Origin of the sequence: Priestia sp. TGN 0903 (genome assembly GCF_050846855.1) — a bacterium.
GTDB lineage: Bacteria > Bacillota > Bacilli > Bacillales > Bacillaceae_H > Priestia > Priestia zanthoxyli.
In genome coordinates this window covers 363,004-386,857 of record NZ_JBOZGL010000003.1, presented here as the reverse complement: position 1 = coordinate 386,857, position 23,854 = coordinate 363,004, and the positions used below count along the sequence as shown (strand labels likewise).

At 39.5% G+C, this 23,854-nt stretch carries 23 protein-coding genes, 1 pseudogene and 3 other annotated features; of the genes and pseudogenes, 4 read left to right on the top strand and 20 right to left on the bottom strand.

Annotated elements, in window-relative coordinates:
- Nucleotides 1–14: 14 nt before the first annotated feature.
- The 9 genes from ACRPLY_RS12960 to allC all read right to left on the bottom strand — a co-directional run bounded on the left by ACRPLY_RS12960 (nucleotide 15) and on the right by allC (nucleotide 10,018).
- Nucleotides 15–872: a prephenate dehydrogenase gene (locus ACRPLY_RS12960; protein WP_033580624.1), complete on the bottom strand. Its 858-nt coding sequence runs from the start codon at nucleotides 870–872 to the stop codon at nucleotides 15–17.
- A gap of 20 nt (nucleotides 873–892) precedes the next feature.
- Nucleotides 893–2,059, bottom strand: a complete 1,167-nt coding sequence (gene aroC, locus ACRPLY_RS12955; protein WP_028412787.1) for a chorismate synthase — start codon at nucleotides 2,057–2,059, stop codon at nucleotides 893–895.
- Nucleotides 2,060–2,107: 48 nt separating this feature from the next.
- Nucleotides 2,108–2,308: a binding site (T-box leader), on the bottom strand.
- A gap of 6 nt (nucleotides 2,309–2,314) precedes the next feature.
- Nucleotides 2,315–3,388, bottom strand: coding sequence for a bifunctional 3-deoxy-7-phosphoheptulonate synthase/chorismate mutase (locus tag ACRPLY_RS12950; RefSeq protein WP_013057698.1), 1,074 nt, complete (start codon nucleotides 3,386–3,388; stop codon nucleotides 2,315–2,317).
- Between the two features lie 126 nt (nucleotides 3,389–3,514).
- Nucleotides 3,515–3,721 (bottom strand) — a binding site (T-box leader).
- 70 nt (nucleotides 3,722–3,791) lie between these two features.
- Nucleotides 3,792–3,997: a binding site (T-box leader), on the bottom strand.
- Between the two features lie 210 nt (nucleotides 3,998–4,207).
- Complete coding sequence (locus ACRPLY_RS12945) at nucleotides 4,208–4,666, bottom strand: GNAT family N-acetyltransferase (RefSeq protein ID WP_116739006.1); 459 nt, start codon at nucleotides 4,664–4,666, stop codon at nucleotides 4,208–4,210.
- A 59-nt stretch (nucleotides 4,667–4,725) separates the two neighbouring features.
- The gene (locus tag ACRPLY_RS12940; RefSeq protein ID WP_115654274.1) at nucleotides 4,726–5,256 is read right to left on the bottom strand and encodes a chromate transporter; all 531 of its coding nucleotides are present in this window, start codon (nucleotides 5,254–5,256) and stop codon (nucleotides 4,726–4,728) included.
- Nucleotides 5,253–5,837, bottom strand: a complete 585-nt coding sequence (locus ACRPLY_RS12935) for a chromate transporter (RefSeq protein WP_028412785.1) — start codon at nucleotides 5,835–5,837, stop codon at nucleotides 5,253–5,255. Before ACRPLY_RS12935 ends, ACRPLY_RS12940 begins: the two co-directional genes overlap by 4 nt.
- A 24-nt stretch (nucleotides 5,838–5,861) precedes the next feature.
- Entirely contained in the window at nucleotides 5,862–7,472 is a 1,611-nt protein-coding gene (gene ggt / locus ACRPLY_RS12930; protein ID WP_048019000.1) for a gamma-glutamyltransferase, read from the bottom strand.
- Between the two features lie 41 nt (nucleotides 7,473–7,513).
- Nucleotides 7,514–8,764: a pyridoxal-phosphate-dependent aminotransferase family protein gene (locus tag ACRPLY_RS12925; protein ID WP_028412783.1), complete on the bottom strand. Its 1,251-nt coding sequence runs from the start codon at nucleotides 8,762–8,764 to the stop codon at nucleotides 7,514–7,516.
- A 12-nt stretch (nucleotides 8,765–8,776) separates the two neighbouring features.
- Nucleotides 8,777–10,018 carry an allantoate deiminase gene (allC, locus tag ACRPLY_RS12920; protein WP_321201882.1) on the bottom strand — a complete coding sequence of 414 codons (1,242 nt, stop codon included), beginning with the start codon at nucleotides 10,016–10,018 and terminating at the stop codon, nucleotides 8,777–8,779.
- Nucleotides 10,019–10,324: 306 nt separating this feature from the next.
- Between allC and ACRPLY_RS12915 the strand changes: the two genes are divergently transcribed.
- Complete coding sequence (locus ACRPLY_RS12915; RefSeq protein ID WP_432231871.1) at nucleotides 10,325–11,908, top strand: PucR family transcriptional regulator; 1,584 nt, start codon at nucleotides 10,325–10,327, stop codon at nucleotides 11,906–11,908.
- 64 nt (nucleotides 11,909–11,972) lie between these two features.
- Here ACRPLY_RS12915 and ACRPLY_RS12910 read toward each other — a convergent pair whose 3' ends face one another.
- Both ACRPLY_RS12910 and ACRPLY_RS12905 read right to left on the bottom strand, forming a co-directional pair.
- Nucleotides 11,973–12,287 (bottom strand): MTH1187 family thiamine-binding protein, encoded by a 315-nt coding sequence (locus tag ACRPLY_RS12910; RefSeq protein ID WP_013057706.1) that lies wholly within the window; start codon nucleotides 12,285–12,287, stop codon nucleotides 11,973–11,975.
- A gap of 125 nt (nucleotides 12,288–12,412) precedes the next feature.
- Nucleotides 12,413–13,594 carry a peptidoglycan-binding protein gene (locus ACRPLY_RS12905; RefSeq protein ID WP_432231870.1) on the bottom strand — a complete coding sequence of 394 codons (1,182 nt, stop codon included), beginning with the start codon at nucleotides 13,592–13,594 and terminating at the stop codon, nucleotides 12,413–12,415.
- 453 nt (nucleotides 13,595–14,047) lie between these two features.
- On the opposite strand from ACRPLY_RS12905, the pseudogene ACRPLY_RS12900 reads away from it, so the two are divergent.
- Nucleotides 14,048–15,572 (top strand): annotated as a pseudogene (locus ACRPLY_RS12900) (catalase); the annotation flags it as partial.
- Between the two features lie 217 nt (nucleotides 15,573–15,789).
- On the opposite strand, the gene ACRPLY_RS12895 reads toward ACRPLY_RS12900, so the two are convergent.
- Nucleotides 15,790–16,191 carry a hypothetical protein gene (locus tag ACRPLY_RS12895; protein ID WP_224980258.1) on the bottom strand — a complete coding sequence of 134 codons (402 nt, stop codon included), beginning with the start codon at nucleotides 16,189–16,191 and terminating at the stop codon, nucleotides 15,790–15,792.
- Between the two features lie 304 nt (nucleotides 16,192–16,495).
- Nucleotides 16,496–17,833, bottom strand: a complete 1,338-nt coding sequence (locus ACRPLY_RS12890; protein WP_028412777.1) for a sodium-dependent transporter — start codon at nucleotides 17,831–17,833, stop codon at nucleotides 16,496–16,498.
- 172 nt (nucleotides 17,834–18,005) lie between these two features.
- Between ACRPLY_RS12890 and ACRPLY_RS12885 the strand changes: the two genes are divergently transcribed.
- Nucleotides 18,006–18,458, top strand: coding sequence for a hypothetical protein (locus tag ACRPLY_RS12885; protein WP_028412776.1), 453 nt, complete (start codon nucleotides 18,006–18,008; stop codon nucleotides 18,456–18,458).
- Nucleotides 18,459–18,499: 41 nt separating this feature from the next.
- On the opposite strand, the gene ACRPLY_RS12880 is transcribed toward ACRPLY_RS12885, so the two are convergent.
- Nucleotides 18,500–18,925: a DUF6843 domain-containing protein gene (locus ACRPLY_RS12880; protein WP_033580617.1), complete on the bottom strand. Its 426-nt coding sequence runs from the start codon at nucleotides 18,923–18,925 to the stop codon at nucleotides 18,500–18,502.
- Between the two features lie 189 nt (nucleotides 18,926–19,114).
- Here ACRPLY_RS12880 and ACRPLY_RS12875 point away from each other — a divergent pair, with 189 nt between their 5' ends.
- Nucleotides 19,115–19,261 (top strand): hypothetical protein, encoded by a 147-nt coding sequence (locus ACRPLY_RS12875; RefSeq protein WP_165351762.1) that lies wholly within the window; start codon nucleotides 19,115–19,117, stop codon nucleotides 19,259–19,261.
- Between the two features lie 18 nt (nucleotides 19,262–19,279).
- Here the strand turns inward: ACRPLY_RS12875 and ACRPLY_RS12870 are convergent, their stop codons facing one another.
- From ACRPLY_RS12870 to ACRPLY_RS12845, 6 genes are all read right to left on the bottom strand, one after another.
- Nucleotides 19,280–19,696: a DUF350 domain-containing protein gene (locus tag ACRPLY_RS12870; RefSeq protein ID WP_034327662.1), complete on the bottom strand. Its 417-nt coding sequence runs from the start codon at nucleotides 19,694–19,696 to the stop codon at nucleotides 19,280–19,282.
- A gap of 15 nt (nucleotides 19,697–19,711) precedes the next feature.
- Nucleotides 19,712–20,971 carry a glutathionylspermidine synthase family protein gene (locus ACRPLY_RS12865; protein ID WP_034270136.1) on the bottom strand — a complete coding sequence of 420 codons (1,260 nt, stop codon included), beginning with the start codon at nucleotides 20,969–20,971 and terminating at the stop codon, nucleotides 19,712–19,714.
- Nucleotides 20,971–21,291: a hypothetical protein gene (locus ACRPLY_RS12860; protein ID WP_028412772.1), complete on the bottom strand. Its 321-nt coding sequence runs from the start codon at nucleotides 21,289–21,291 to the stop codon at nucleotides 20,971–20,973. The genes ACRPLY_RS12865 and ACRPLY_RS12860 overlap by 1 nt, the downstream gene beginning before the upstream one ends.
- Nucleotides 21,291–21,749 carry a hypothetical protein gene (locus tag ACRPLY_RS12855; RefSeq protein WP_165635384.1) on the bottom strand — a complete coding sequence of 153 codons (459 nt, stop codon included), beginning with the start codon at nucleotides 21,747–21,749 and terminating at the stop codon, nucleotides 21,291–21,293. Before ACRPLY_RS12855 ends, ACRPLY_RS12860 begins: the two co-directional genes overlap by 1 nt.
- 116 nt (nucleotides 21,750–21,865) lie before the next feature.
- Entirely contained in the window at nucleotides 21,866–22,327 is a 462-nt protein-coding gene (locus ACRPLY_RS12850) for a hypothetical protein (protein WP_033580613.1), read from the bottom strand.
- A 461-nt stretch (nucleotides 22,328–22,788) separates the two neighbouring features.
- Nucleotides 22,789–23,676 (bottom strand): sulfite exporter TauE/SafE family protein, encoded by an 888-nt coding sequence (locus ACRPLY_RS12845; RefSeq protein ID WP_014459435.1) that lies wholly within the window; start codon nucleotides 23,674–23,676, stop codon nucleotides 22,789–22,791.
- Between the last annotated feature and the right edge of the window lie 178 nt (nucleotides 23,677–23,854).

The following is a 23,854-nucleotide window of genomic DNA, read 5'->3' as shown; positions in this document are numbered from 1 at the left end:
ATCTGTCTCTCCTTTTATGCGTGAAGCGAATCACGAAATTCTTTAGCATCTGAAAAGTAATCAAATAACTCGTGTCCGTCACCTTTTTCTACTAATAGTTTTACTTGTTCCATTTCTTTCATCCAGTCATCGAGCAATGTTAAAAGCATAGAACGGTTTTGCTTTAATATGTCTCTCCACATATGAGGGTTGCTTGAAGCAATTCTCGTAATATCTCGAAAACCGCCTGCCGCCATTTCTGTAACAAGATGATTATTTGCTGAATAGCCTTTGACTTGTCTTACTAGACTGGTTGCAATCACATGTGGTAAATGACTGACAACTCCGGTGATTTGGTCATGAGTAGCTGCATCAAGCGGTACAAATTGTGCACCTGTAGGCTCTAGCAAATGCATAAGCGCATCTATTTTTTCTTTTTGCTCATTTTCAAACGGCGTTAAAATATAGCGCGCCGAACAAAATAAATCCGCTCGTGCATTGACTGCACCGCTCGTATGAGAACCAGCCATCGGATGCCCCCCAATAAATGAAATACGTTTTTTATTCAGCGCTTGGGCTGCTTTCATAATTTCACCTTTTGTACTTCCGACATCCGTTACGATAACCGTTTCTTTAAGCTTCCAAGTAGAAAGGTCGTGTATCCATGCTGTCGTATACTCTACTGGAGTAGCAAGCACGATATAATCTGCTTGGGCTGCTTCTGTTTTTATATCTTCAGCTACATAATCAATGATACCTAGCTGGTTGGCTACTTGTACTTCATTTGTGTTGATATCAGCTCCAACGACTGTTACGTGACGATGCTTCTTCATAGCTAGCGCTAATGATCCTCCAATAAGGCCAACGCCAATAAGTAATACACGTGTTTTCACCTTTCATTCTCCTCTATTCTTTAAAATTGCTTTGCGTATTCTTCGTGTTTTTTTACATTTTCTTGAATTAACTGAATTCGATCTGCCCCAAATTGATCGATAATAGCAGATGCTAGTTCCCAAGCAATCACGGATTCTGCTACAACCGCCGCCGCCGGTACTGCACAGCTGTCTGATCGTTCAATACTTGCAGCAAACGCCTCTTTTGTATCAATATCTATACTTTGCAGCGGCTTGTATAAGGTAGGAATAGGTTTCATGACGCCTCGCACCACAATCGGCATCCCTGTTGTCATGCCTCCTTCTAAACCTCCTGCATTATTCGTTTTACGCGTATAGCCGTTTTGTTCATCCCATAGAATTTCATCATGGACTTCACTTCCCGGTCTGCGAGCTGCTTCAAAGCCTACGCCGATTTCAACGCCTTTAAACGCGTTAATGCTCATAATAGCAGCAGCTAGCTTTGAATCTAACTTACGATCATAGTGCACGTAACTGCCTACTGCAGTAGGCATTCCTTCTACTACTACTTCCACTACGCCACCAATGCTGTCTCCATTTTCTTTTGCATCATCGATTGCTTTCATCATTTTCTGTCCCGCTTCTTCATCTAAGCAGCGAACAGGTGACGCTTCAGTTTTTTCCTGAAGTTCTGTTAGCGACTCATATGCCGTTTTTTCAGCTTTCACACCGCCGATTTCAAGTACGTGACATGCAATATTTACACCTACAGCTTTTAATACTTGTTTGGCAACTGCGCCTGTGGCTACTCGTACCGTCGTTTCACGAGCAGATGAACGTTCTAATACGTTTCGCATATCTCTGTGGCCGTATTTAATCGCTCCATTTAAATCCGCGTGACCTGGACGAGGTTTTGTAATTTGTCTCTTTACTTCTTCATCATGATCAACTGGATCAGCACCCATAATATTTCTCCAGTGCGTAAAATCTTTGTTTTCAACGACTAAAGCAATTGGTGAACCAAGCGTCTCACCGTGGCGAACACCGCCTTTAATCTGAACTTGGTCTTTTTCAATCTGCATGCGGCGTCCGCGCCCATGTCCCTTTTGTCTTCTTGCTAAGTCTTCATTAATATGTTCGGCTGTTAACTCAAGTCCTGCTGGTACTCCTTCAATAATCGCTGTTAATTGAGGTCCGTGCGATTCTCCTGCTGTTAAATATCTCATATTATCGATTCCTTTCTGTTATAAAAAATAAAAAACTCGCCCCTACGTCATAGGGACGAGTTTTTCTCGCGATACCACCCTAGTTGCAAACATTACTTGCCACCTCGAATTGTTAACGATCCGCTGACCGCTCTGTAAAAGAGTACTCAAAGAGTGTAATTCGCTCACATTTTTGTACTGACTTCCACCAACCGTCAGCTCTCTGAGACAGGGAAATGTTTGCTACTAGTTTCTTATCACTGTATCACTATAAAATTAAGATAATTTTACTGCTGCACCTTTTAATTCTTCCATGAATTTGTGGAATTCAGGAATGTTCATTTGCTGTGCTGAATCTGATAGTGCTACTGCTGGGTCTGGATGAACTTCTGCCATTACAGCATCTGCGCCGATAGCAATCGCTGCTTTTGCACATGGTAATAGTAAGTCTTTGCGTCCTGTCGAATGCGTTACGTCTACTACAACTGGTAAATGCGTTTCTTTTTTCAAGATTGGAACAGCTGAGATATCTAATGTGTTGCGTGTTGCACGCTCGTATGTGCGGATACCGCGTTCACAAAGAATAATGTTTCCATTTCCGCGAGACATAATGTATTCAGCAGCGTTAATGAATTCTTCAATTGTTGCTGCCAATCCACGTTTTAAAAGAATTGGTTTGTCTACAGAACCTGCAGCTTTTAATAGCTCGAAGTTTTGCATGTTACGTGCACCAATTTGAATCACATCTACGTAGTCTAGAGCCGTTTCAATATCTTGAGGAGAAACAATTTCACTGATAATTGATAGACCTAGCTCATCTCCTACTTGACGTAAGATTTTTAATCCTTCCACTCCAAGACCTTGGAAATCATAAGGTGATGTACGTGGTTTGAACGCTCCGCCGCGCATTAATGTAATGCCTTGTTCTTTAAGCGCTAAGCCCACTTCTTTTACTTGTTCGTAGCTTTCTACTGCACATGGTCCCATTACGAATTCTAAGTTTCCAGGTCCTACTTTTGTGCCGTTGATGTCAACGATTGTATCTTCTGATTTCTTTTTACGAGATACAAGAAGTGCTTTACGGTGATCGTCTTCTTGAAGTTCTAAGCTTGCTTTGAAAATTTCTTTGAAAATATGCTGAATTGTTGAAGCTTCGAATGGACCATTATGGTTAGCTAAGATTTGATCTAATGATTTACGTTCACGAACTGGATCAAAGCGATTCACACCTTGTGTACCTTTTACTTTTCCAATTTCTTGTGCGATTTCACCGCGTTTATTTAATAATTCTAAAATTTCTAAATTTATTTCGTCGATTTGGCCTCGTAATTGTTCTAGTGATTTTGTCATTTTAAAAATCCTCCTTTGATTTTACAACCTTGAACGGATCTTTTCGTTTAGTTTGTATTTAAAAATCCGTTTTACACCTACACAGCCGCTTATGCGGATATACAAAAAGTCCCTACTGATTGTATCAGTAGGGACGAATTGATCGCGGTACCACCCTAATTGCAAGCATTGCTTGCCTCTTCATTAAGATAACGGCTATTGCCGCTTTTGACTATTGCCAAAAGAAAGCTCCAAGAATGTAATTCGCAATCTCTTTTGTACTGATTCGCACCAACCATCAGCTCTCTGAATACAGGGAAGATTTTGCTACTATGCTCTTTTCATCGCTTGTAATGGATATAAAATTATAATGGACCGAAATACAAAAAGTCCCTACTCACCCTTAAGATTGTTCTTAAGAGTCAGTAGGGACGAAAATTCGCGGTACCACCCTAGTTGCAAGCATTTTGCTTGCCTCTTCATTAAAATAACGGCCAGGCCGTCTTTTCCTGCTCGGAAAAGATGCTCAAGGAATGTACTTCGAAAAAATTTGTGTTCTGACTCGCAGCAACCGTCAGCTCTCTGTTACAGGGAAATTTTTTCTACTAGTGCTCCTATCAACGCTCAGTATTGACTATGTATGTGTACTTGGATAATCAGTTCCGATCGTTTGAAACTGTTTGTCGCTTCCAAGTTGTGTGTAATGTTGTGTGATGTTGTGTGATGTTGATTTGTATTATGAATGGTTTTTTTATCTTCGTCAACACTTTTTATTAATTTTTTTTATTTTCTTAAAACCATAGCTCCTTCAAACCCATCTCTATCAAGAGTTTTGCTACTCTAATTTTTTTTAAACACGTATTCCATTTCAGATTCACATTCAATGAATCCATGTTTTTGATACAAGCTTTTTCCAGCGGAAGAAGCATTTAACCATATTCGATTTACACCACTTTTTTGGCAGTACTGCATCAAATGCTTTAAAATAGCTGAAGAATAGCCATGCTTTCGGTGATCAAAAGCTGTATACATGTTCATAACATATGCTTCTTTTCCTTGGAGGTTACTCGGTGAAGGCGGACGTATAAAAAAGACGATGCTTCCTGCCGATACAATTTCTCCATCCGCTTTTAAAATAGCCGTATAGCTATTTGGATTATTTATATTTGCAGTAAAATATTCTTCTGTAGCTTTTTGAAACAGCTCCTCGTTCCCGTTTAATTCTCCCAGTTCTTTCATGAGCAACATTCGCAGTTTAACCAAATCCTGAACGTTTTCTAGCGCCGCTTTTTCAACCATGAATTCCCCTCTTTTCGTCTCTTTTACACAAAAAAACTCTCATTATTTGAGAGCTTCATTTAAGCAAGAAAAACAGCTCCGTATACGAGTGCTCCGACAATAACGAACGCTGGATGCACACGCAATTTTTCCAATAAAAGAAAGCTGGCTGCTACTAAAAATAAAGTTTGCCATATACCTGAATCACTGTATGAATTCATAAAAAATTCATACGCCATCAAACCCAGTAAAATGGCGATAACGGGACGAATGTAGTTCGTCATTTTCTTAACATTTGGCGAATCTTTATACTTAAATAATATTCGAAGTAAAATAACTAAAAGTAAAACCGATGGAGCAATCGTTGCAAAAAGAGCAATCACAGAGCCTAAAATCCCTGCCTGCTGATATCCGATAAACCCCGCCATTTTTGTTGCAATTGGACCAGGAAGCGCATTTCCAATTGCCAGCATTTCACTAAACTCTTTGACCGTAAGCCAATGATAGCGATCTACGACTTCTTTTTGAATAAGCGGAATCGACGCAGGTCCTCCTCCATAGCCTAAAATATTTGAAACAAAAAACGCCATAAATAGCTGAATATAAATCATACCGATTCCCTCTTTTGCTTGTGCTCATCACTTTCGCCTTTTTTTCCTTTTCGTTTTAGCGGAATCCAAGCTGCTGCCATAAGTACAATAATAATAACTGCTGGATGAATATGGGCAAATTCCATCAGTCCTAAACTAATAATGAGTAAGATAATAGCTGGCGTCCAGCCTAAACCAGACGTTGATTTTTTGAAAAAATCCCATGTCATAACCGCGAGCATCACTCCCACTACAGGAACGACTGCTTTGGTCATCCCCATAACCCAGGGCTGATCTTTAAATTGCGTTAAAGTGGTCAACAGTAATACCATTAAAAAAACGGTTGGAATAACGGCTGCAAATAAAGCTGTACCGAGACCTAAGATACCGCCGACTCGATAGCCGATGTATCCAGCCAGCTTTGTCGCAATAGGCCCAGGCAGCGTATTGGCAATTGCTAACAAATCGCCAAATTCATCGTCATCCATCCACTTGTACGTATCGACTACTTCTTTTTTTACAAGTGGAATAGCTGAAGGTCCTCCTCCGTAGCCGAGCATACCTGAGCGAAAAAAAGCTATAAAAATATCCAATTGTCGCATTTCTCGCGCTCCTTTCTCTGTGATCTAATAAGCAACGACGGCTCCGTCTGTTCGCGCTTCTGTGCCGCCGTATAATACACCGGTTTGTTCATCTCTTAAAATAATCTGTCCTCTTCCAAACGTATGTCTGCTCGTAGCCACATGAATATCATGCCCTTTGCGTTCTAATGCTTCTACAATATGTGAAGGCATTTCTTTTTCCACAAGAACCTTTTTATGTTCAATCCACTGCCATCTTGGTGCATCTAAAGCTGCCTGAGGATTTAGATGAAAATCAATCATATTCATGATGACTTGCACATGTCCTTGCGGCTGCATAAATTTACCCATTACACCGAATGAACCTACAGCACTTTTATTCTTTGTTAAAAATCCAGGAATAATGGTATGATAGGTTCGTTTTCCAGGCTCTAATCGGTTATGGTGCTGTGGGTCTAACGAAAAATTGTGCCCGCGGTTTTGCAGGCATATGCCCGTATTAGGTACGACAAGTCCTGAGCCAAAATCCATGTAATTACTTTGAATGAATGATACCATGTTTCCTTCTCCATCAGCTGTAGCCAAATAGATCGTGCCGCTATGAGACGGCTGTCCGGCTTCGGGAATAAGCGCTTTTTCACCAATCAGCCCTCTGCGCTTGTTTGCATAAGAATCATTCAACAAATCTTCAACTGCTACTGTCATTTTATCAGCATCTGTAATAAATTTTTGTCCATCTGCAAACGCTAGCTTCATAGCTTCAATTTGCTTGTGGTATGTATCGACAGAATCTTTGGCATCAAAAGAAAAACCTTTTAGCGTATTTAAAGCTAAAAGCGCAATAAGGCCTTGGCCGTTGGGCGGTATTTCCCACACATCGTATCCTCGGTAAGAAGTTGAAATCGGCTTTACCCACTCTGCTTTAAAAGCTGCTAAATCCTCTTTTGCTAAAAATCCGCCGTGTTTTTTCGAAAAAGCTGCTATTTTATCAGCTAAATCCCCTCTGTAAAAAGATTCTCCATTCGTTTCGGCAATTTCAAGCAGTGTAGCAGCATGGTCTGGTGATCGCCACATTTCCCCTACCTTAGGAGCAGATCCATTGTTAGTAAATGTCTCAAACCAGTGTTTATATTCTTCACCTTTTAACGCGTGTGTAAATCGTTCAAACGCTCGTTCCCAATTGTACCCTAAAATTGGGGAGATTGGGAACCCTTCTTGCGCATAAGAAATAGCCGGCTGCAGCACTTCTTTTAACGGTAGCCGGCCAAAGCGTTTTGACAGCTCCACCCACGCACTCGGGGCACCTGGGACCGTAACAGGAACAAAACCGCGAGCCGGCATCTCTTTTATCCCCATGGCGCGCAGAGCCTCAATAGAGATAGAAGCAGGAGCAGGACCGCTCGCGTTGAGTCCATATAGTTCTTCATTTATCCACACAAGAGCAAATGCGTCTCCGCCAATTCCATTTGAAGTAGGTTCTACCACCGTTAAACAAGCTGCGGAGGCAATAGCAGCATCTACTGCATTGCCTCCTTTTTTCAACATTTCAAGACCCGCCTGAGCGGCAAGAGGCTGACTAGTTGCTACCATTCCGTTTTTTCCAAACGTGCACGTACGCTGCGATGCATATGGGTGTGTGAAAAAGTATTCGCTCATAGAAAATCTCCTCATTTCTTTATATGGTGAATAACGAATCTTTACAGACTAGACAACGCTACTTCTTCCTCATAAACTTCTAAAGCTGCTTGCAGAGCAGAACCAGCATTTACGCTTGCCCCGTTTCGAATAAGCACTGCTTCAAGACCGGCTAATGTAAAGAGAACGTTGTCTTTACGGCAGCTGTATCCCATTGTACCGATACGCCATATTTTTCCGTGCATCGGCCCAAAAGAACTTGCGATTTCAATTCCAAATTGTTCAAGAAGCGTAGAACGAACTGCTTCCCCGTCAATTCCTAATGGAATTAAGACGCACGTAACGGTTGGAACTTTTGAGTGCTCATCGCCAAATAAAGATAATCCCATTGCTTTAATTCCGGCTACAAGTGCTTTTTCGTGGAGACGATGTCTTGCAAATCTTTCTTCTAACCCTTCTTCTAAAATAACGCGCAGCCCTTCTCTCAAAGCATAGAGCATGGACGTTGCTTCCGTGTGATGATTTAGCCTGCGCTCACTCCAATAGTCTTGAAGCTGACTCAAATCAAAATAGTTGCTGATAATATTTGGACGCAGACGAACAGTTTGAGCATCTGCTTTTGTCGCAATTCCTTTTTCAACTTTTTTACGTTCCATGATAATTTTTTCAATACGATCATTGTACGTAATAGGTGCCATACCCGACGGAACAGATAAACACTTTTGTGTACCTGCAATCAATGCGTCAATGTTCCACTCGTCTACTTTTACATCCGTACCGCCGATAGTAGCTACTGCGTCGACGATAAATAAAACATCTTGGTCGCGACATGCAGCACCAATTTCTTTAAGAGGCTGCATTCTCCCTGTAGACGTTTCGCCATGAACCATTGCAACGATTTTTGGGTTTACTTTTTTTATTTCCTGGATTACGGTCTCAGGGTCAAACACTTCTCCCCATTCGCATTCAATATTGTGTACCTCAGCTCCGTAGCGCTCGGCAATTTCCGTTAATAAATAGCCGAAGCGGCCGAAAATCGGGACGAATACTTTATCGCCCGGTTCAACTACACTTGCAAGAACTGCTTCAATCCCAGCTCTAGACGTTCCATCAACGGGAAAAGCCCATTTGTTTTTGGTTTGAAATAGCTCACGAAGCATTTCCATCGTTTCGTTCATAATGCGCGTAAATGCGGGGTCGAACTGACCTAAAATAGGTGTTCCTAATGCTCTTAATACGCGTGGATCTGCTTCTACGGGGCCTGGTGTCATAATCGTACGCGGCGGTGTATGAAGCTGTTTTGTTATAGTCATGTCAAATTCCTCCTAGTAGGCAAGTTTATATAATAGTTCTATTAAGACCTTTACTCCTTTTTCTAACTGTTCTCCTTTGGTGAATTCCTTTGGGGAATGGCTGATTCCATCTTGGCTCGGGACGAATAACAAACATGTGGGAACTCTTCGCCCGAATACCTGCGAGTCGTGTCCTGCACCGCTTACTAATTCTCGGGAGGAGATATTCTTTTCCGAGGAAATAATTTTGGAAAGTTCAGATAATTTTTCGCTCATGGCAACAGGTTTTTCATCCATCCAGCAGTTGAGATTCACTTCTAAATCCCCTGCTGTTCGCCTGATAATTTCCTTCATTTCTCGTTCTGCTTCTTGTAAAACCTTATACTCATGATGTCTTATATCGACCGTGAATTCTACATATCCTGGTATTACATTCGGTGCATTTGGAGAAAGTGTAATTTTTCCAACCGTTACGTATAAAGCGTTATGATATTTTTCGCTCAATTCAATAAATGCCTTAGCGAGTTTGCAGCTCACATAAAATGCATCTTTTCGGATGTTCATCGGGGTTGTGCCCGCATGGTTACTTTCACCTTTAACAGATACTGTAAATCGTTTCTGCCCGACGATACTAGAAACAATTCCGATATCGCAATGAGACATTTCAAGCTGCTTTCCTTGCTCGATATGCAGTTCAATAAAAGAAGCGATGTCTGTGCGGTATGGCTCGCTGTGGAGGCCTTCTCCGAAATTGAGCTGTTTCATTGCGTCATCCAGCTTAACCCCTTCTTTATTTATAACATGTTTTGCATCACTTTTGCTGTGTAATCCATTCATATTACCTGATCCCCAATACGTAAGAGGAAATCTGCTACCTTCTTCTTCACAAAGTGATACGACCTCTAAGGTTTTTGTAGGGGAGCCATAATGCGCATATAGGTACTGCAGAGCAATGATACCTGCCACAACACCAAAAGCCCCGTCATATTTTCCTCCGTTTATCACGGTGTCGATATGGGATCCTGTTAAAATAACTTGTTGTTCTGGACCCGTTCCTTGCAACCGTCCAAATAAATTTCCTACATCATCGTAATACGTTTTGAGGTGAAGTCCCTTCATTTTTTCTTCCAATGCCTTTTGAGCTGCATTCCACTGTTCCGTATATAAAAGCCTCGTGACACCTTCTTTTTCATCTAACCCAAACTGTGACAACCAGCTAATGTTTTCTTCGATTTGCTGACAAAGCTTAGATTTTCCCGTCATATCTGCAACCATTGCTATCCCTCCTGCTATCTTCATTTTAAGAAAATGATTGATTGTTTTCATTAACACTTCCTACAATGATTTAGTGTTTTTTTGGCTATTATCACTAAATACACAAAGTCTTATATACGTCACTTTTTCTAACGTTATATGTTATTTATTTTATCTTACAGAATTAAATAAACTTCTTCATTAACAATTTATACATTTTTTTCTGAAAATTTTATTTATTTTAACTAAACTTTCTTATAAAATAGAAGGTAGATAAAAATACGCGCAGGGAAATGTGAGAATTTTTAACAAAAGGAGTAATGAATAATGGAACTACAAACTCTTTTACGCATCCCGATTTATGAGAAAGCATCTGTAGTAGCCGGACAAAAAGGGGTCACCCGCAAAGTACATAACGTCAATATGATGGACGCACCCGATATTTTATCTTTTTTAAAAGAAGGAGAATTTTTAATTACAACGGGTTATCACTTCAAAGAACATGAAGAAAGCTTAGCAAAACTTGTAGAAGGAATGGCTAAAAAGAAATGTGCAGGATTGGCCATAAAAACGAAGCGTTTTTTCGAACACGTGCCTGTTTCTATTTGTCAGCTAGCTGATGAACTTCACTTTCCAATCATTGATTTCCAAACGGACGAAACGTTAGGCGCGGTTATTAATGAATCTCTCAGCTTTATTTTAGATAAAAAAATAGCCGAGCTTCAGCAAGCGATGGTCACACATCAGCTATTTTCCTCCTACATCTTACAAGGAAAAGGCATTGAGAAAATTATGCAATCCATTCAAACGTTATGCAATGCTCACGTTGCCCTTTTTGATACCCATGGCCATGAACTCTTTTACACAAACAAACGCGAACCTTTTTCGCTCCCAATGGAAGAAGCGGTAGCGGGCGCTAAGCAGCTGTTTTTACGAACGTCAAAATATACAACCTTTTCCTTTTTGAACACAAAAAAAACCGTTACGCTTTTTCCGATTGCTACTCATACAAGAAAGTACAGTTATTTATTTATTGAACACCAAGTTTCTTTATCCGATTCAGCGCTCCTAACGATTGAACAAGCGACAAACGTTTTATCCTTCGAAATGATGAGACAGCAGGCTTTGTATGAAGCTGAACGGCGACGAAAAAACGATTTTTTCAATCAGCTTGTTAACAATTATTATAAAACGCCTGAGGATGCTTCCTTTCAAGCACAGATGATGGGCTTATCAGCAGGAAACAGCTATATTTGCGCCGTTGGGAAAATTCATTCTACATTCACGCCTTACAGCGATGATGATATGATCTATGAGCTCCTTCAATATGAGTTATCAGCAGGTCCTACAGAGGCCGTTTTGTTTTTCTATGACAATCTTTACATTCTCTTGTTTACACCTCATTCTCAACCTATGATTATAGAATGCTTGCATCGCTTGCAGGAAGCTGTTTACCGTCACTACGATAAGCGAATGTCATTTGGAATTGGAAACCAAAGCCAATCCCTACTTACAATCGCTGACTCATATAAAGAAGCTGTTGAAGCTCTTGAAACCATCCATTTTAAAGATCAGTCAAAGCTTATTCAATTTTATCAGCCAAAACAGTTCAAAGAGCTGCTGAGGTTGCTTCCAGCAAACGATTTACAGGATTACTATTCTCAAACATTAGAAGGTTTGCTGCAGTACGATAAGAAAGATCGCTCCATCTTACTTGACACGCTCGAAACATATCTAAATTCCAATTGCCAAATCTCAGAGACTGCTAAGCAGTTATTCGTTCACCGGAACACGGTAATCTATCGAATCGAAAAATGCGAAGAGTTACTAAAAAGACCTATTCACACGTCAGAGGAAACCCTTCGGCTGCGCGTAGCTTTTCAAATTTTTTCTCTTGTGCATGCCAATTAAGTATAACTACAATAAAAAACGCCTGAGTAGATACTCAAGCGTTTTTTATTGTAGTGCATATTATTTATTTCGCTTTTAATTTAGACTGTACTGATTGTAATTTCCCAGCCATCGTATGATTTTCTTTATCACGGCGATCATCAATTCGTAAATTTGTACACACGCGCTGAATACCATTTTCAAAAGGTACTTCATGCATCTCTTGAACAATTTTTAGCAGCGTGCTTAATTCCCCTTCAATCAATGTATTCATAGGGGTTAATTGATATGTAATTTCATCTTCATGCTTGGCCAGCACTTTTTGAATATCAGCTACGTACTGACTCACGCTTGGCGTTTCCGTACCTACCGGAATAATGGTTACATCTACAATAGCCATGTTATACACTCCTTTTGTTTATTCTCCAATTATCATACCAAACGACACAAAAATTTCCTACTTTTACGTTTACGGTGCATAGAAAAAAAGGAATAGTTATGCAACTACTCCTTTTTGTTACACTCTTATAGGTAACGCTTTGCTCCTAAGTAACGTTTTGACCAGTAAGAGTTGCTTAATGATGTGATTGTTACGCCTGTTGAAGAACCTGCATGCATGAATTGACCGTTTCCGATATAAATTCCAGCATGGCTAGCTCCTGGTTGGTACGTTTCAAAGAAAACGATATCTCCAGGCTGAGGTGAACTTACACGCGTACCAGTTTGATAGATACTAGCAACTGTACGAGGAAGACTTACACCTACTGCATTGCGATATACATAGTTAAGGTAACCACTGCAATCAAATCCTCCAGGCGCAGCTCCGCCCCAAACATAAGGTGTTCCCATAAAACGTTTACCGTATGAAATAACTTTTGAAGCTGAGCTTGAGCTTGAGCTTGTGCTGCTTCCTGTTGATGTTGAAGGCTTTGAGCTGCTTGAGCTGCTTGAGTTTAATTTATTTAGCGTATCCGGACCCGCTTCTCCGTCTACTAATAAACCATTTGCACGTTGAAATGATTTTACTGCACTTGTTGTAATTGAGCCAAAGTATCCTGTTACACCAGCTGAGAAGTAACCTTTATTTTTTAGTTTTTGCTGAAGGCTGCTTACTGCTGAACCTTTCATACCTTGACGTAAAATAGTTGAGCTGCTAGAGCTAGAACCGCCAGTTGAAGCGCTAGAACCCCCATTTTTTAATTTACTTAACGTAGCTGGACCCGCAATTCCATCCACAGACAGTCCATTTGCACGTTGAAATGCCATTACTGCATTCTTTGTAATTGAACCGAAGTATTGAGTTGTAGTTCCTTTAAAATAGCCTTTATTCTTTAGCTGTTGCTGTAAAGATTGTACGTTTGGTCCTGTTGAACCAACGCGCAGCAATGAGCTTGAGCTAACTGATGAACTTGATGAGCTTCCGCTTCCTAGCAGTTTATTAAATGTAGCTTGACCTGCAATACCATCTGCTGATAAACCATTTGCGCGCTGAAACGATTTTACTGCGCTAGTCGTGATTGAACCGTAATAGTTTGTTGTTGTACCGTATGTAAAATAACCTTTGTTTTTTAATTTTTGCTGTAATTCTTTCACATCTGAATTACTTGTTCCTGGGTGCAGCGTAGCATCTCCTAAAGCAGCTTCACTAATTGTAGGTACTACTGTTAAAGATCCACATAACGCTAACGAATATATCAACTTTTTCATAAAAAAAGGTTCCTCCAATGCCATAATCTACTAATCTATAAGACGTTTACATTGTAACAACACATTATTACAAAATAACATCACTAATATTACATTTATGTTACAGGAAACGACAGTAGCGCAGCCGTATGGTGTATATTGTCGTAGTTTATTGTCGTTTAACACTTAATAAGTTCGACAAAAAAGCTAATATATTCCAATATTATTCCTTTTCCTACACTAATAATAGGTAAAAAATCACCCGTAACATTATCTTTATATTTCAAAAAAAACAATTTATTTTTTTTTGAAATGTGAAACTTTTTTTAAAATTATTCGTTTAGTGGATTTGTTCCCCTCTTCAGCAAAACAGCTTTTCTTCTAAAAATTTATATTATTTCCATATTAATGAATAAAAAAGCGCGTGCTGAAAAAAATAGTCTTGGTTATGTTTTAAATAAGGAGGATTATTTTATGAGCCATAAAGGCATTCATGGTACAAATGTTAGCGGATCAGGTGACTCGGAAGACAAACGCTATGCAAACGGAGAGAACGAGCAGACGCTTACGACGCGTCAAGGTCACCCCATTCGTGATAACCAAAATTCTCGAACGGTAGGCAACAGAGGACCTGCTACTCTTGAAAATTACCAGCTGATTGAAAAACTTTCGCATTTTGATCGTGAACGTATACCGGAACGTGTTGTTCATGCCCGAGGAACGGGAGCTCATGGATATTTTGAAACGTACGGAAAGCTTGGGGACGAGCCCGTTGAAAAATACACCCGCGCAAAAGTTTTTTCAGGAGCAGGCAAACAGACGCCCGTTTTTGTCAGATTTTCTACCGTAACTCATGGAAAGGACTCTCCAGAAACGATGCGAGACCCAAGGGGATTTGCTGTAAAGTTCTATACAGAAGACGGGAACTGGGACTTAGTAGGAAATAACCTTAAAATATTTTTTATCCGCGATGCTATTAAATTCCCTGATTTGATTCATGCTTTTAAGCCCGATCCTGTGACAAACCGTCAAGATACCGAGCGTATTTTTGATTTTATTTCTCATACACCTGAGGCTATGCATATGATTACTTTTTTATTTTCACCTTGGGGAATACCTGCTAACTATCGGCAAATGCAAGGTTCCGGTGTTAATACATATAAGTGGGTCAACAAAGGTGGCGATGCCTTTCTTGTTAAATACCATTGGGAACCAAAACAAGGAATTAAAAATTTGACCCAAAAACAAGCAGAGGAAATTCAGGCTAAAAATATCAGTCACGCTACTCAAGACTTGTATGAAGCGATTGAGAGCGGCAACTACCCTGAGTGGGAACTTTGTATGCAAGTCATGGAAGACGGAGAGCATTCCGAACTAGATTTCGATCCGCTTGATGACACGAAAATTTGGCCGGAAGACCAGTTTCCATTTCTTCCAGTAGGTAAAATGGTCCTAGATAAAAATCCAAGCAACGTATTTGCTGAAACGGAGCAAGTCGCATTTGGTACGGGTGTGCTTGTGGATGGGCTAGATTTTTCTGATGATAAAATGCTGCAAGGAAGAACGTTTTCTTATTCCGACACGCAGCGTCACCGCGTGGGAACAAACTACTTGCAACTGCCTATTAACGCGCCGAAAAAACATGTAGCAACAAATCAACGAGATGGTCAAATGGCCTATCATGTAGATGCAGCTCCTGGTCAGAACCCGCATGTGAATTATGAGCCATCTTCTCTTGGAGGTCTTCAAGAAGCGCATGATCATCCAAAACCTCATCAGCCTTATGTTGAAGGGAATGTAAAAAAAGAAAAAATTGACCGTACAAATGACTTTAAGCAAGCTGGTGAACGCTATCGTTTATTAGAAGACTGGGAACGTGATGAGCTTATTCAAAACTTAGTAGACGGTTTAAAGTGCTGTCACCATACCGTTCAAACAAAGATGATTGAGCTTTTAACTCAATGTGATTTTGACTACGGCAATCGAGTAGCTAATGGTATCGGTCTTCTCATGCATGATGATGGTTCTTTAGAAATTGAAATGGGAGCAGAAATGACTCCTACATATGGGAAATTGCCAAAAGAAGGCGGTTCACCGTTAGGAAGCAACAAAGCTGCTGATGCGGTAGAAGAAGCTAATGAAAAAGGAAAAGACGCCCATCCTTATTAACAAAAAACATCCTGCAGCGACAGCAGGATGTTTTTTGGGTTAAACGCTTATGACCAAGTAACGGCAAACACGTGGTAGTCATTTTTTAACTGTGGCGCATCAATGGGTGTCCCGTGCTGATATCCTTGTGTAACTCTTTTAGGATGTAAGGGTTGAACCCATTCTTTCACTTGCTGGTTTGTACCATTTGCTAAAATATATACACAATCAGAAAATGCCCCGTCATTGTTTGGACTATCAACTTTTAGTACTTCCACTAACACATCTTGGACACACGTTTTTCTCTGAATACATGTAAGCGTATGGTAGATGATATCAGCGGACACATCGTTATTTAAACGAAAGCCCACCTTTTTTTGTTCAAAAAAAGACGAGAATGAGACGATTGGTAATGTCTTTTTTTGTTCATACGCTTGAGATAAAATCTTGACAAGAACTTCTCCACTCAAGATGATCCCTCTTTCTAAAAAACGCTTCATCACAACATATGTGAGCATTGGTTATGCTCATAGGATAATATATTATCATAGTTTAATTCTGTGGTGTTAGTCTTTTTTGAGGTTTTTACACTGGGAATTATACCCGCCTATTTCTTGCGTTTCCCCGACGTTCTCGCTACTAGCAAAAGAACGAATAATAAAATAAATACCCCTGCTCCTACAAACATATCGTACAAGAAATCCAGCATCATACTCCTCCTTTTCCTCCAAAAAAAACGCTGTTAAAACCAAGCGTTTTAACAGCGTTTTTTCGTTAGATAAAGCCTAGCATATTAATAAATACAATGATAATTAAAACAGGTGCGATGTATCGAATAGCAAGAAGCCATAAAGAGAACCAGCGCTTCACATTCGTCGAACCATGCTTAAACTCTTCAATTAACACATCTTTTTTCATCTTCCAAGGAACAAAGATGGCAATTAAAAGAGCACCGAGAGGCATAAGGATATTACTTACAAGAAAATCAAAAGCGTCAAAGATGCTTTTTCCAAAGATCGATACGTCACTTAATAAACCATACGATAGAGCTGAAGGTATTCCTACCACAAAGATTAGTAAGCCCGAAATCCAAGATAGCTTTATGCGTTTATGCTGCTCTCCTTTGGCTAATGAAGCAACAATAATTTCTAACATCGAAAACGCAGATGTTAAAGTAGCAAATAAAAACAGCGCCAAAAAGAAAGTTTGAAACACAATTCCGAACGGAAGCTGTTCAAAAATAGAAGGCAATACAATAAATAAAAGACCTGGTCCTTCCGTCGGCTTTACGCCCATTGAAAAGACTGCAGGGAAAATTGCCAAACCTGCTAGTAAAGAAATCAAAATATTTAACGCTGAAATTGAAATAGCCGATTTTGGCAAGTTTTGCTGTTTGGACAGATACGAACTGTACGTAACCATAACCGAAACGCCTACGCTAAGCGAAAAGAATGCTTGTCCCATTGCAAACAAAATGGTTTGGGAGGTAAGCTTTGAAAAATCTGGATACAAAAAGAAAGATACGCCTTCCATCGCTCCGTCTAATGTTAAAGAACGAATAATAATAATAATAAATAAAATAAAGAGAGCAGGCATTAAAATTTTGTTTGCTTTTTCAATACCATTTTGAATACCTCTTGCTACTACAACAATTGTTAAAAGAAGAAAAACAAATTGAGAGATAACAGCATTTGTTGGATTAGCAATGGTGGAGTTAAATAAACTCCCGTAGTCACTTACTCCATTGAGCTGACCCGTGACGCTTGCAAAAATATATTGTAAAATCCATCCTCCTACTACACTATAGAAAGATAATAAAATGAAGCATGTAATCACGCCTAAATACCCGATTCCTTTCCAAAGAGAACCGGGAGCAACTGCATCATAAGCACGAATTGCTTCTTTTTGTGTATGTCTACCTAGTACAAATTCAGCAAGCAAAAGCGGCAAACCAATAATTGCTGTAAACAAGATAAACAGTAAAAAAAAGGCCCCTCCTCCGCTTGTTCCGGCTACATAAGGAAGTTTCCAAATGGCTCCGATTCCAATTGCTGAACCGGCGGATGCCAAGATAAAGCCGAGTTTTGATGTCCATTGTTCGTTTTGACTCATGTTTTCTCACCATTTTTCTTTATTTATTCTGATTTGTCATACTATATCACACAACCCTGCTGTCGAAAAGGGTTTTTGTTGTTTTAACCCCCATCATGTGTTATGAATAGTATGTAGGTTTCATGATTTATTTTCGTAACTAAAAAAAGTTTGACAGTTAGAGGTACAAAAAATGACAAATCAACAAGTAATACAGCAGCAATTTTTAGATAAGTTCCTTGACTTTATCTTAGTAAAATGTCCAAACTGCGAACTATGTGCGCGAGTTGTAAAACTGGATAAAAAATTGAGCGGGTCAACGCACTCATGCACGTGTCCTCACTGTGGTTATCTAGACGTCATCAGCGCTGAGGGCCAAGGACCGTTAGAACTTTCTGAAGCAGTAGATCCTTTTTTTCAGCTTCCGCTTTACTTGGAAACAATCTGCCCTGAACGTCGACTTTGGGCTTATAACTTAGATCACCTTCAATATATTGAATCTTATATTGAAGTTAAAACATGCGGGGCTTGTTTCGACGAGCTGTCGGTTGAACACTCATTGCCAGATTGGGTAATTCATAAGCAGGAAGAAGCACTAAACGAAATTCAACGTTTAAAAGACACCGTCTTTTGCACATTCAAATGAAGATAGAAAAGAAACGTTGCCAAAGAGGCAGCGTTTCTTTTTTACGAAGAACTTTCTTCGGTAAGTTTTCTTCGATAGTCCCCGGCCTTGTCGAACTCTTTTGCGGTGCCGACGAAAAAGTAGGTTACCGTATGATTTTTGTTACCTTGAGTCGTGCCATGAATCATCTTCCCTTGCTTCAATTGCTTTCGCTCTCCATTTTTATTTACATAGAAATATTTATTTCTTGCCCAGCCGCCGCCGCTTAAAAGCGTTTTGGTTTTCCCGACTCCCTGCTCGTTTACTTTAAATACAGTGTAGTCTCCTTCTGTCTTGCTAGGATTTCCGTTATCTTTATCATATTCGACCATAACCCATCCTTTGTACCCTTCTGGTATAAGGAAAATGCTCGGTTGAGACGTTTCATCTGGACGTCCACATCCAGATGCGATTACGATCAATAAAAACAAAATGAGCCACCTTTTCACTTTTCCCAACTCCTTTCTTAATAAAAGACGTGTCTCTATACTGCTTTTAGTTTTTGTTGAAGGTAAGATTATATTCTTTTTGCACCCCTCAATTTTTCCCAGTTTATCCAGTCAAATATGCTATATTTACGTATTGTTTGTCACACACTATTAGCAGGCGTTTACAATTTATATGGGAGGATAACAAAAATGAGCTATGTTTTTTTATTTATTTTGCTCTTTGTCATTCCGCTTTACACACAGCAAAAAATTGTTCGTGCCGACCGTGAAAATACACGTATATTATTACTAAGTGAACACGAGCAATCTGGACATAAAAAAAGCGATTCCCCGTAAAACAGGAATCGCCTCCTTTTAATATGTTAAGCTTCCAGCGACAATAAGGCCAACGGCTATCGATGCTGCAAAAAGAGTTACTCCAACCGCTACATTTCCTTCTTCTACTTTTTTGGCTAGGCTCGTTTTAGGCGTCATAATAAATTCAATAATCCAATATGTCACTACTTGAGTAATGATACCTACTACTCCCCAAAGAGTTGCATCTACCAAATTTAAGCTGTTGCTCCACACAGTGAAAATGACAATAGCAAGCCCAATTCCTTTTCCCCATAACTTCAAAGCGACTGCGACATTTCCTTTTTTTATGAGTTCACGATCATTAAATTTTGTTGTTAATTCAAATACGATTACTCCGATAAATAATAGCACTAATCCTACCGCTACGTGAGATAAAAAACTCCCTATACTAGCCCAATCAATCCATTGTGTCATTTTTAGTTCCCCTTTTCATTTTAATCCAATCGGCAAATAATACGATTCGTTATCTGTAATTTGATTTCCAGCTCGAATTCCTACTGCACTTGCTTTTCCATTTAATAAAAAGCACCCGTACATGATATGAGCCTCTACTGTTTTCGTTTGCGTCTTCATTTTTGCAGTTGGCAAAGGAATAAACTGTTGATATACAGCCGTGTATTCTTGATATGTCTTATGCTGATCTTCGTCTATTTTGATTCCGTCTTCATTATAAATTTCAACGGTATCTCCCTCACGACCAAACGATGGTTTCTTCACAAATGCTTGTTTTCTTTCAATAAATGGATCTTCTTCTAAATACGTTGGTAAAAAGTATGTTTCAATAATGTGATGCTCTTCTTTAGTGAAGAAAGGATGATGTTGTTCATACAAAGCCCAAATGAGTGCTTGCACGGCTTTAGACTGCAGTAAAAATGCAGAAGGCGGATTGATTATGGCTACTTGTTTTTGCTGTGCCAATGTTAAAAGCATGTGTCCGACTTTTTCATGCGTACTCGGATCTTCATCTTCAATTAAATGTTCAAGCGGATAAGTTTGGCGATAGAGTACGTCTATTTTTTGTCCATGTTGATCATACACGCCCGCTTCTATATGTTCACCTTCTTCAACTGTAGAGGCAGGGACAATTCGAAGCTGCGATAACGGAACGTATGTAGCATCTACATCGGCTAGCTTCATTAAATAAAGAGTCGTTAGCTTATCTTCTTCATGTGTATCATGAGAAGAAAAAACGACGTTTGGATAGTTCGTTCTATCGAGCTCGTTATAAGCTTCAAAAATGGCGTGTTTTAATGCTAAAGCAAGCTTTTTTTCTTCAAGCTTATTAGGGTTTTGAACCTGAAAATGCCGACAGACTAACTCATTTACATGAAATAATTCTTTGATGAATGTAGGCGTATCCGCATTTAGTTCTAAAAGCTTGATTTGATCAGCCGTAACAGCAAAATCAAGGCGTGAAATAACACTTTCTGTTTCCATCGTTTTCAGCCGCAGGTACGGTAAACTGGCTTTTGGAAATCCTAAAGAAAGAAGCGTCTGATCATCTAATGAACGAAGTAAAGGTGCCGTTTTAAAAAATAGTTCCCCGATTTGATTTGCTGCTTCTTTAATAGAATGAATGATGTGAGAAGACTCCATATGTACGTCATAAAGAGCATACTCTGTTCCATATAAGTCGTACCAAAAATCTTGAATTTCTTTATAAAACATTTCTCGCTTTTCTTTATGCATTACCCGCCAAAACCGCCTTTAGAGCCGCTCCCAATTCCAGATTTATACGAGCTGCTTGATTTAAATGATTTATAGGACGATGATGAGGTCAGCTGTTTTTTAGACCCGTAGTAGCGCCCTCCGTGATAATATGAACCGCTGTGCGAAGAAGAAGAATCTGAACAGTAGTACGTTTTCGTATCTTCATCCCATTTCCACTTGTCGCACGATTTATCTTTCGGTTTAGCTGGTCTTGCCTGATCAGTTGAACCACAGGCAACGAGCGATGTCATTAAAGCAGTGGTCAAAACCCCCGCCATCATTTTTTTTGTTTTTGACATTAAGCCTTTCCCCTTTCATACGTTACGCCTGTTTTTGTTACATATAAACTGTACACGCTGCGGTCTTCATCAATTTCCGCAGAGTCTCTTTCCCATTCCAATCCATTATAGTACGTATAAACAGTTCCGATATAGCTTAATACGTCCAAATGCGTATAAAATGAAGAGGCGAATAAAATCGGATGTCCTTGAAGAGAATTCAGTTTGCGGACTTCTAACGTAATCTCTCTGTGATCACCTTCTGCTTGCTCTTTCGGTCCATGTTCATGTTCTTTCACATAAATAATATGTATATCATCTTCGACTGCAGATGAAGTTTGTTTATACGTTATTCCTTCTTTAACAAAAAATTCGCATTCTCTTCTTGCTAAAATTTGTTCAAGTTCAATAGACTGATAGTGATAAATAGATACAAACGTATCATCAGGCTTTAGCAGTCGGTATTCTAATTTTGCCATTGTGCAACTCCTTTTGTGACTTTTTTGTGAACGCTCTTTAGTAAATACGCACAGATTTTCAAAAAGTTTCAATTTTTTCTCATATAAAAAGGCTTAGCTTTAAATAAGCTAAACCTTTATTTTTTTATCACATCTGTCACAACTTCATAACCGCCTGTGTATGGGTCGAATACATATTCAAGCATGCCGTTTCCACGATGAACTTTGAATAGATACCTGTATTTTTTAGGGCTGTCTTTTGCTGGATATACGTATTTTCCTTTTTGGAACTGACTTAGCAAGAGCTGTTCTCTTTGCGCAAGCATTTTTTTTGCTTCATTATAACCATACAGCGGGAGATTTTTGGCATAGAGAACCGGTACGAATACAAGTACAACGACTGAAATCGTAATAAGCCCTTGTTTAAACCACCGCATAAACCTCTTTGGATTTCGCGAAAGTAACATTGTTATGACAATTACTATTAACAAAGGAACAATATATACTTGCACATACGGAATGTTTGCAAATACAGGTCGATTAATCAACAAGACAATTACTTCGATAGCTGCTACTAATACTAAAATAAAATAGACCACTTACTCTTCACACCTCGACGATTCAATGAATTTTATATGTGTTAGAAAGTATTCCCACTCATGAATGAACTCGTCTATTGTATCATAAGACGCAAAAAAAATATCTACGCTCGTCTATTTTACGGTATTCAGATACTAAAAGAGATTGAGACATAACAAAATCATCCCAATCTAAAGACGAGCATGAGATAAATACGCTAGTATGCTCCCTTGTTACACCGTTGTTGACTTCCGTGTAAGGCTTCGTTTTCCGAGGGCGACCACTTTTGCCGGGTCTCACCTGTTCCGCTTTTTACGCGTAAGTCCTCGCCTTGCCCTCCGGCCAACAGCTAGAGGCCATTACATACATGAAACTGCCTTCACTCTAACCATAAAAAAATCTGAACACATTTGATTCTCTATACAGAATCAAACACGTTCAGATCTTTCTTTAACTAAGCTATTTTTATTCCATCCTTCTATTACGAAACTTCTACGTTTCGATTTTGATTATATTTTTTCCCTTGTAACAGTGAGTAAATGATCGCTGCTGCCCATACAATAAGTATGAATGCATATACAGCTATCTGAGTTGAGCTGCTTGATACCCATGTGTTTAAGAGTGTACGAGCATTTGTTAAAATGATAAACCCACCAACAAGCGAACCAAGCAAGTGAGCCGGGATGATACGAACAAACCATGCAGCAATCGGAGCCGCGATAATTCCGCCAATCATAAGGGCGCCTACCCAGAACCAGTTTACTTGCTCCCAGCCAAGAGAAATTAAAAAGCCAAGTGTAGCCGAGACGGCAATAGCAAATTCACTCGTATCTACGGTTCCAACGACTTTTCGTGCTGTTGTGCCTTTTTTAGCTAGCAATACAGGCGTTGCAATCGGCCCCCAGCCGCCTCCTCCTGTAGCATCCGCAAATCCAGCGATTAATCCTAACGGAATGGACTGCTTCGTTGATAAAGGTTTAGTGTTCTTTTCTTCATTTGTCTTAAACGTAAATAAAAAACGAAATAACACATAAACTCCTAGGAGCAATAAGAATGTTGAGACGTAAGGCCTTACTGCATCTCCGGGTAAATTACTTAGAAAGCAGGCTCCTACAAAAGCCCCGATGGAACCAGGGATAATCAGTTTTAAAACCATCGCTTTATCTACGTTTCCGAATTTAATATGCGAAACACCAGACGCTGCTGTTGTTACAACTTCTGCTAAGTGAACAGATGCCGAAGCCACAGCTGGTGCAATTCCAAAGGTTAAAAGTAGCGTAGTTGATGTTACGCCGTATGCCATTCCGAGTGATCCATCAATTAACTGAGCTAAAAAGCCAATAAGTGCAAACGTAATTAACTTTTTCATGTTGTCCCTCCACTTTCATCTTCTGTTAGAAAGCACAAAAAGGCCTCCAACAGTTGTTTGCTAGAAGCCTTCGGTATGTCCGATCAGCTGTCCGTTTTATGAATAAGTTGTTTATATTGTAATCCTAACTATTCCTAGAAGTCAACTGTGTTTTTAGTTTTTCTTTTAGTCTATGCGT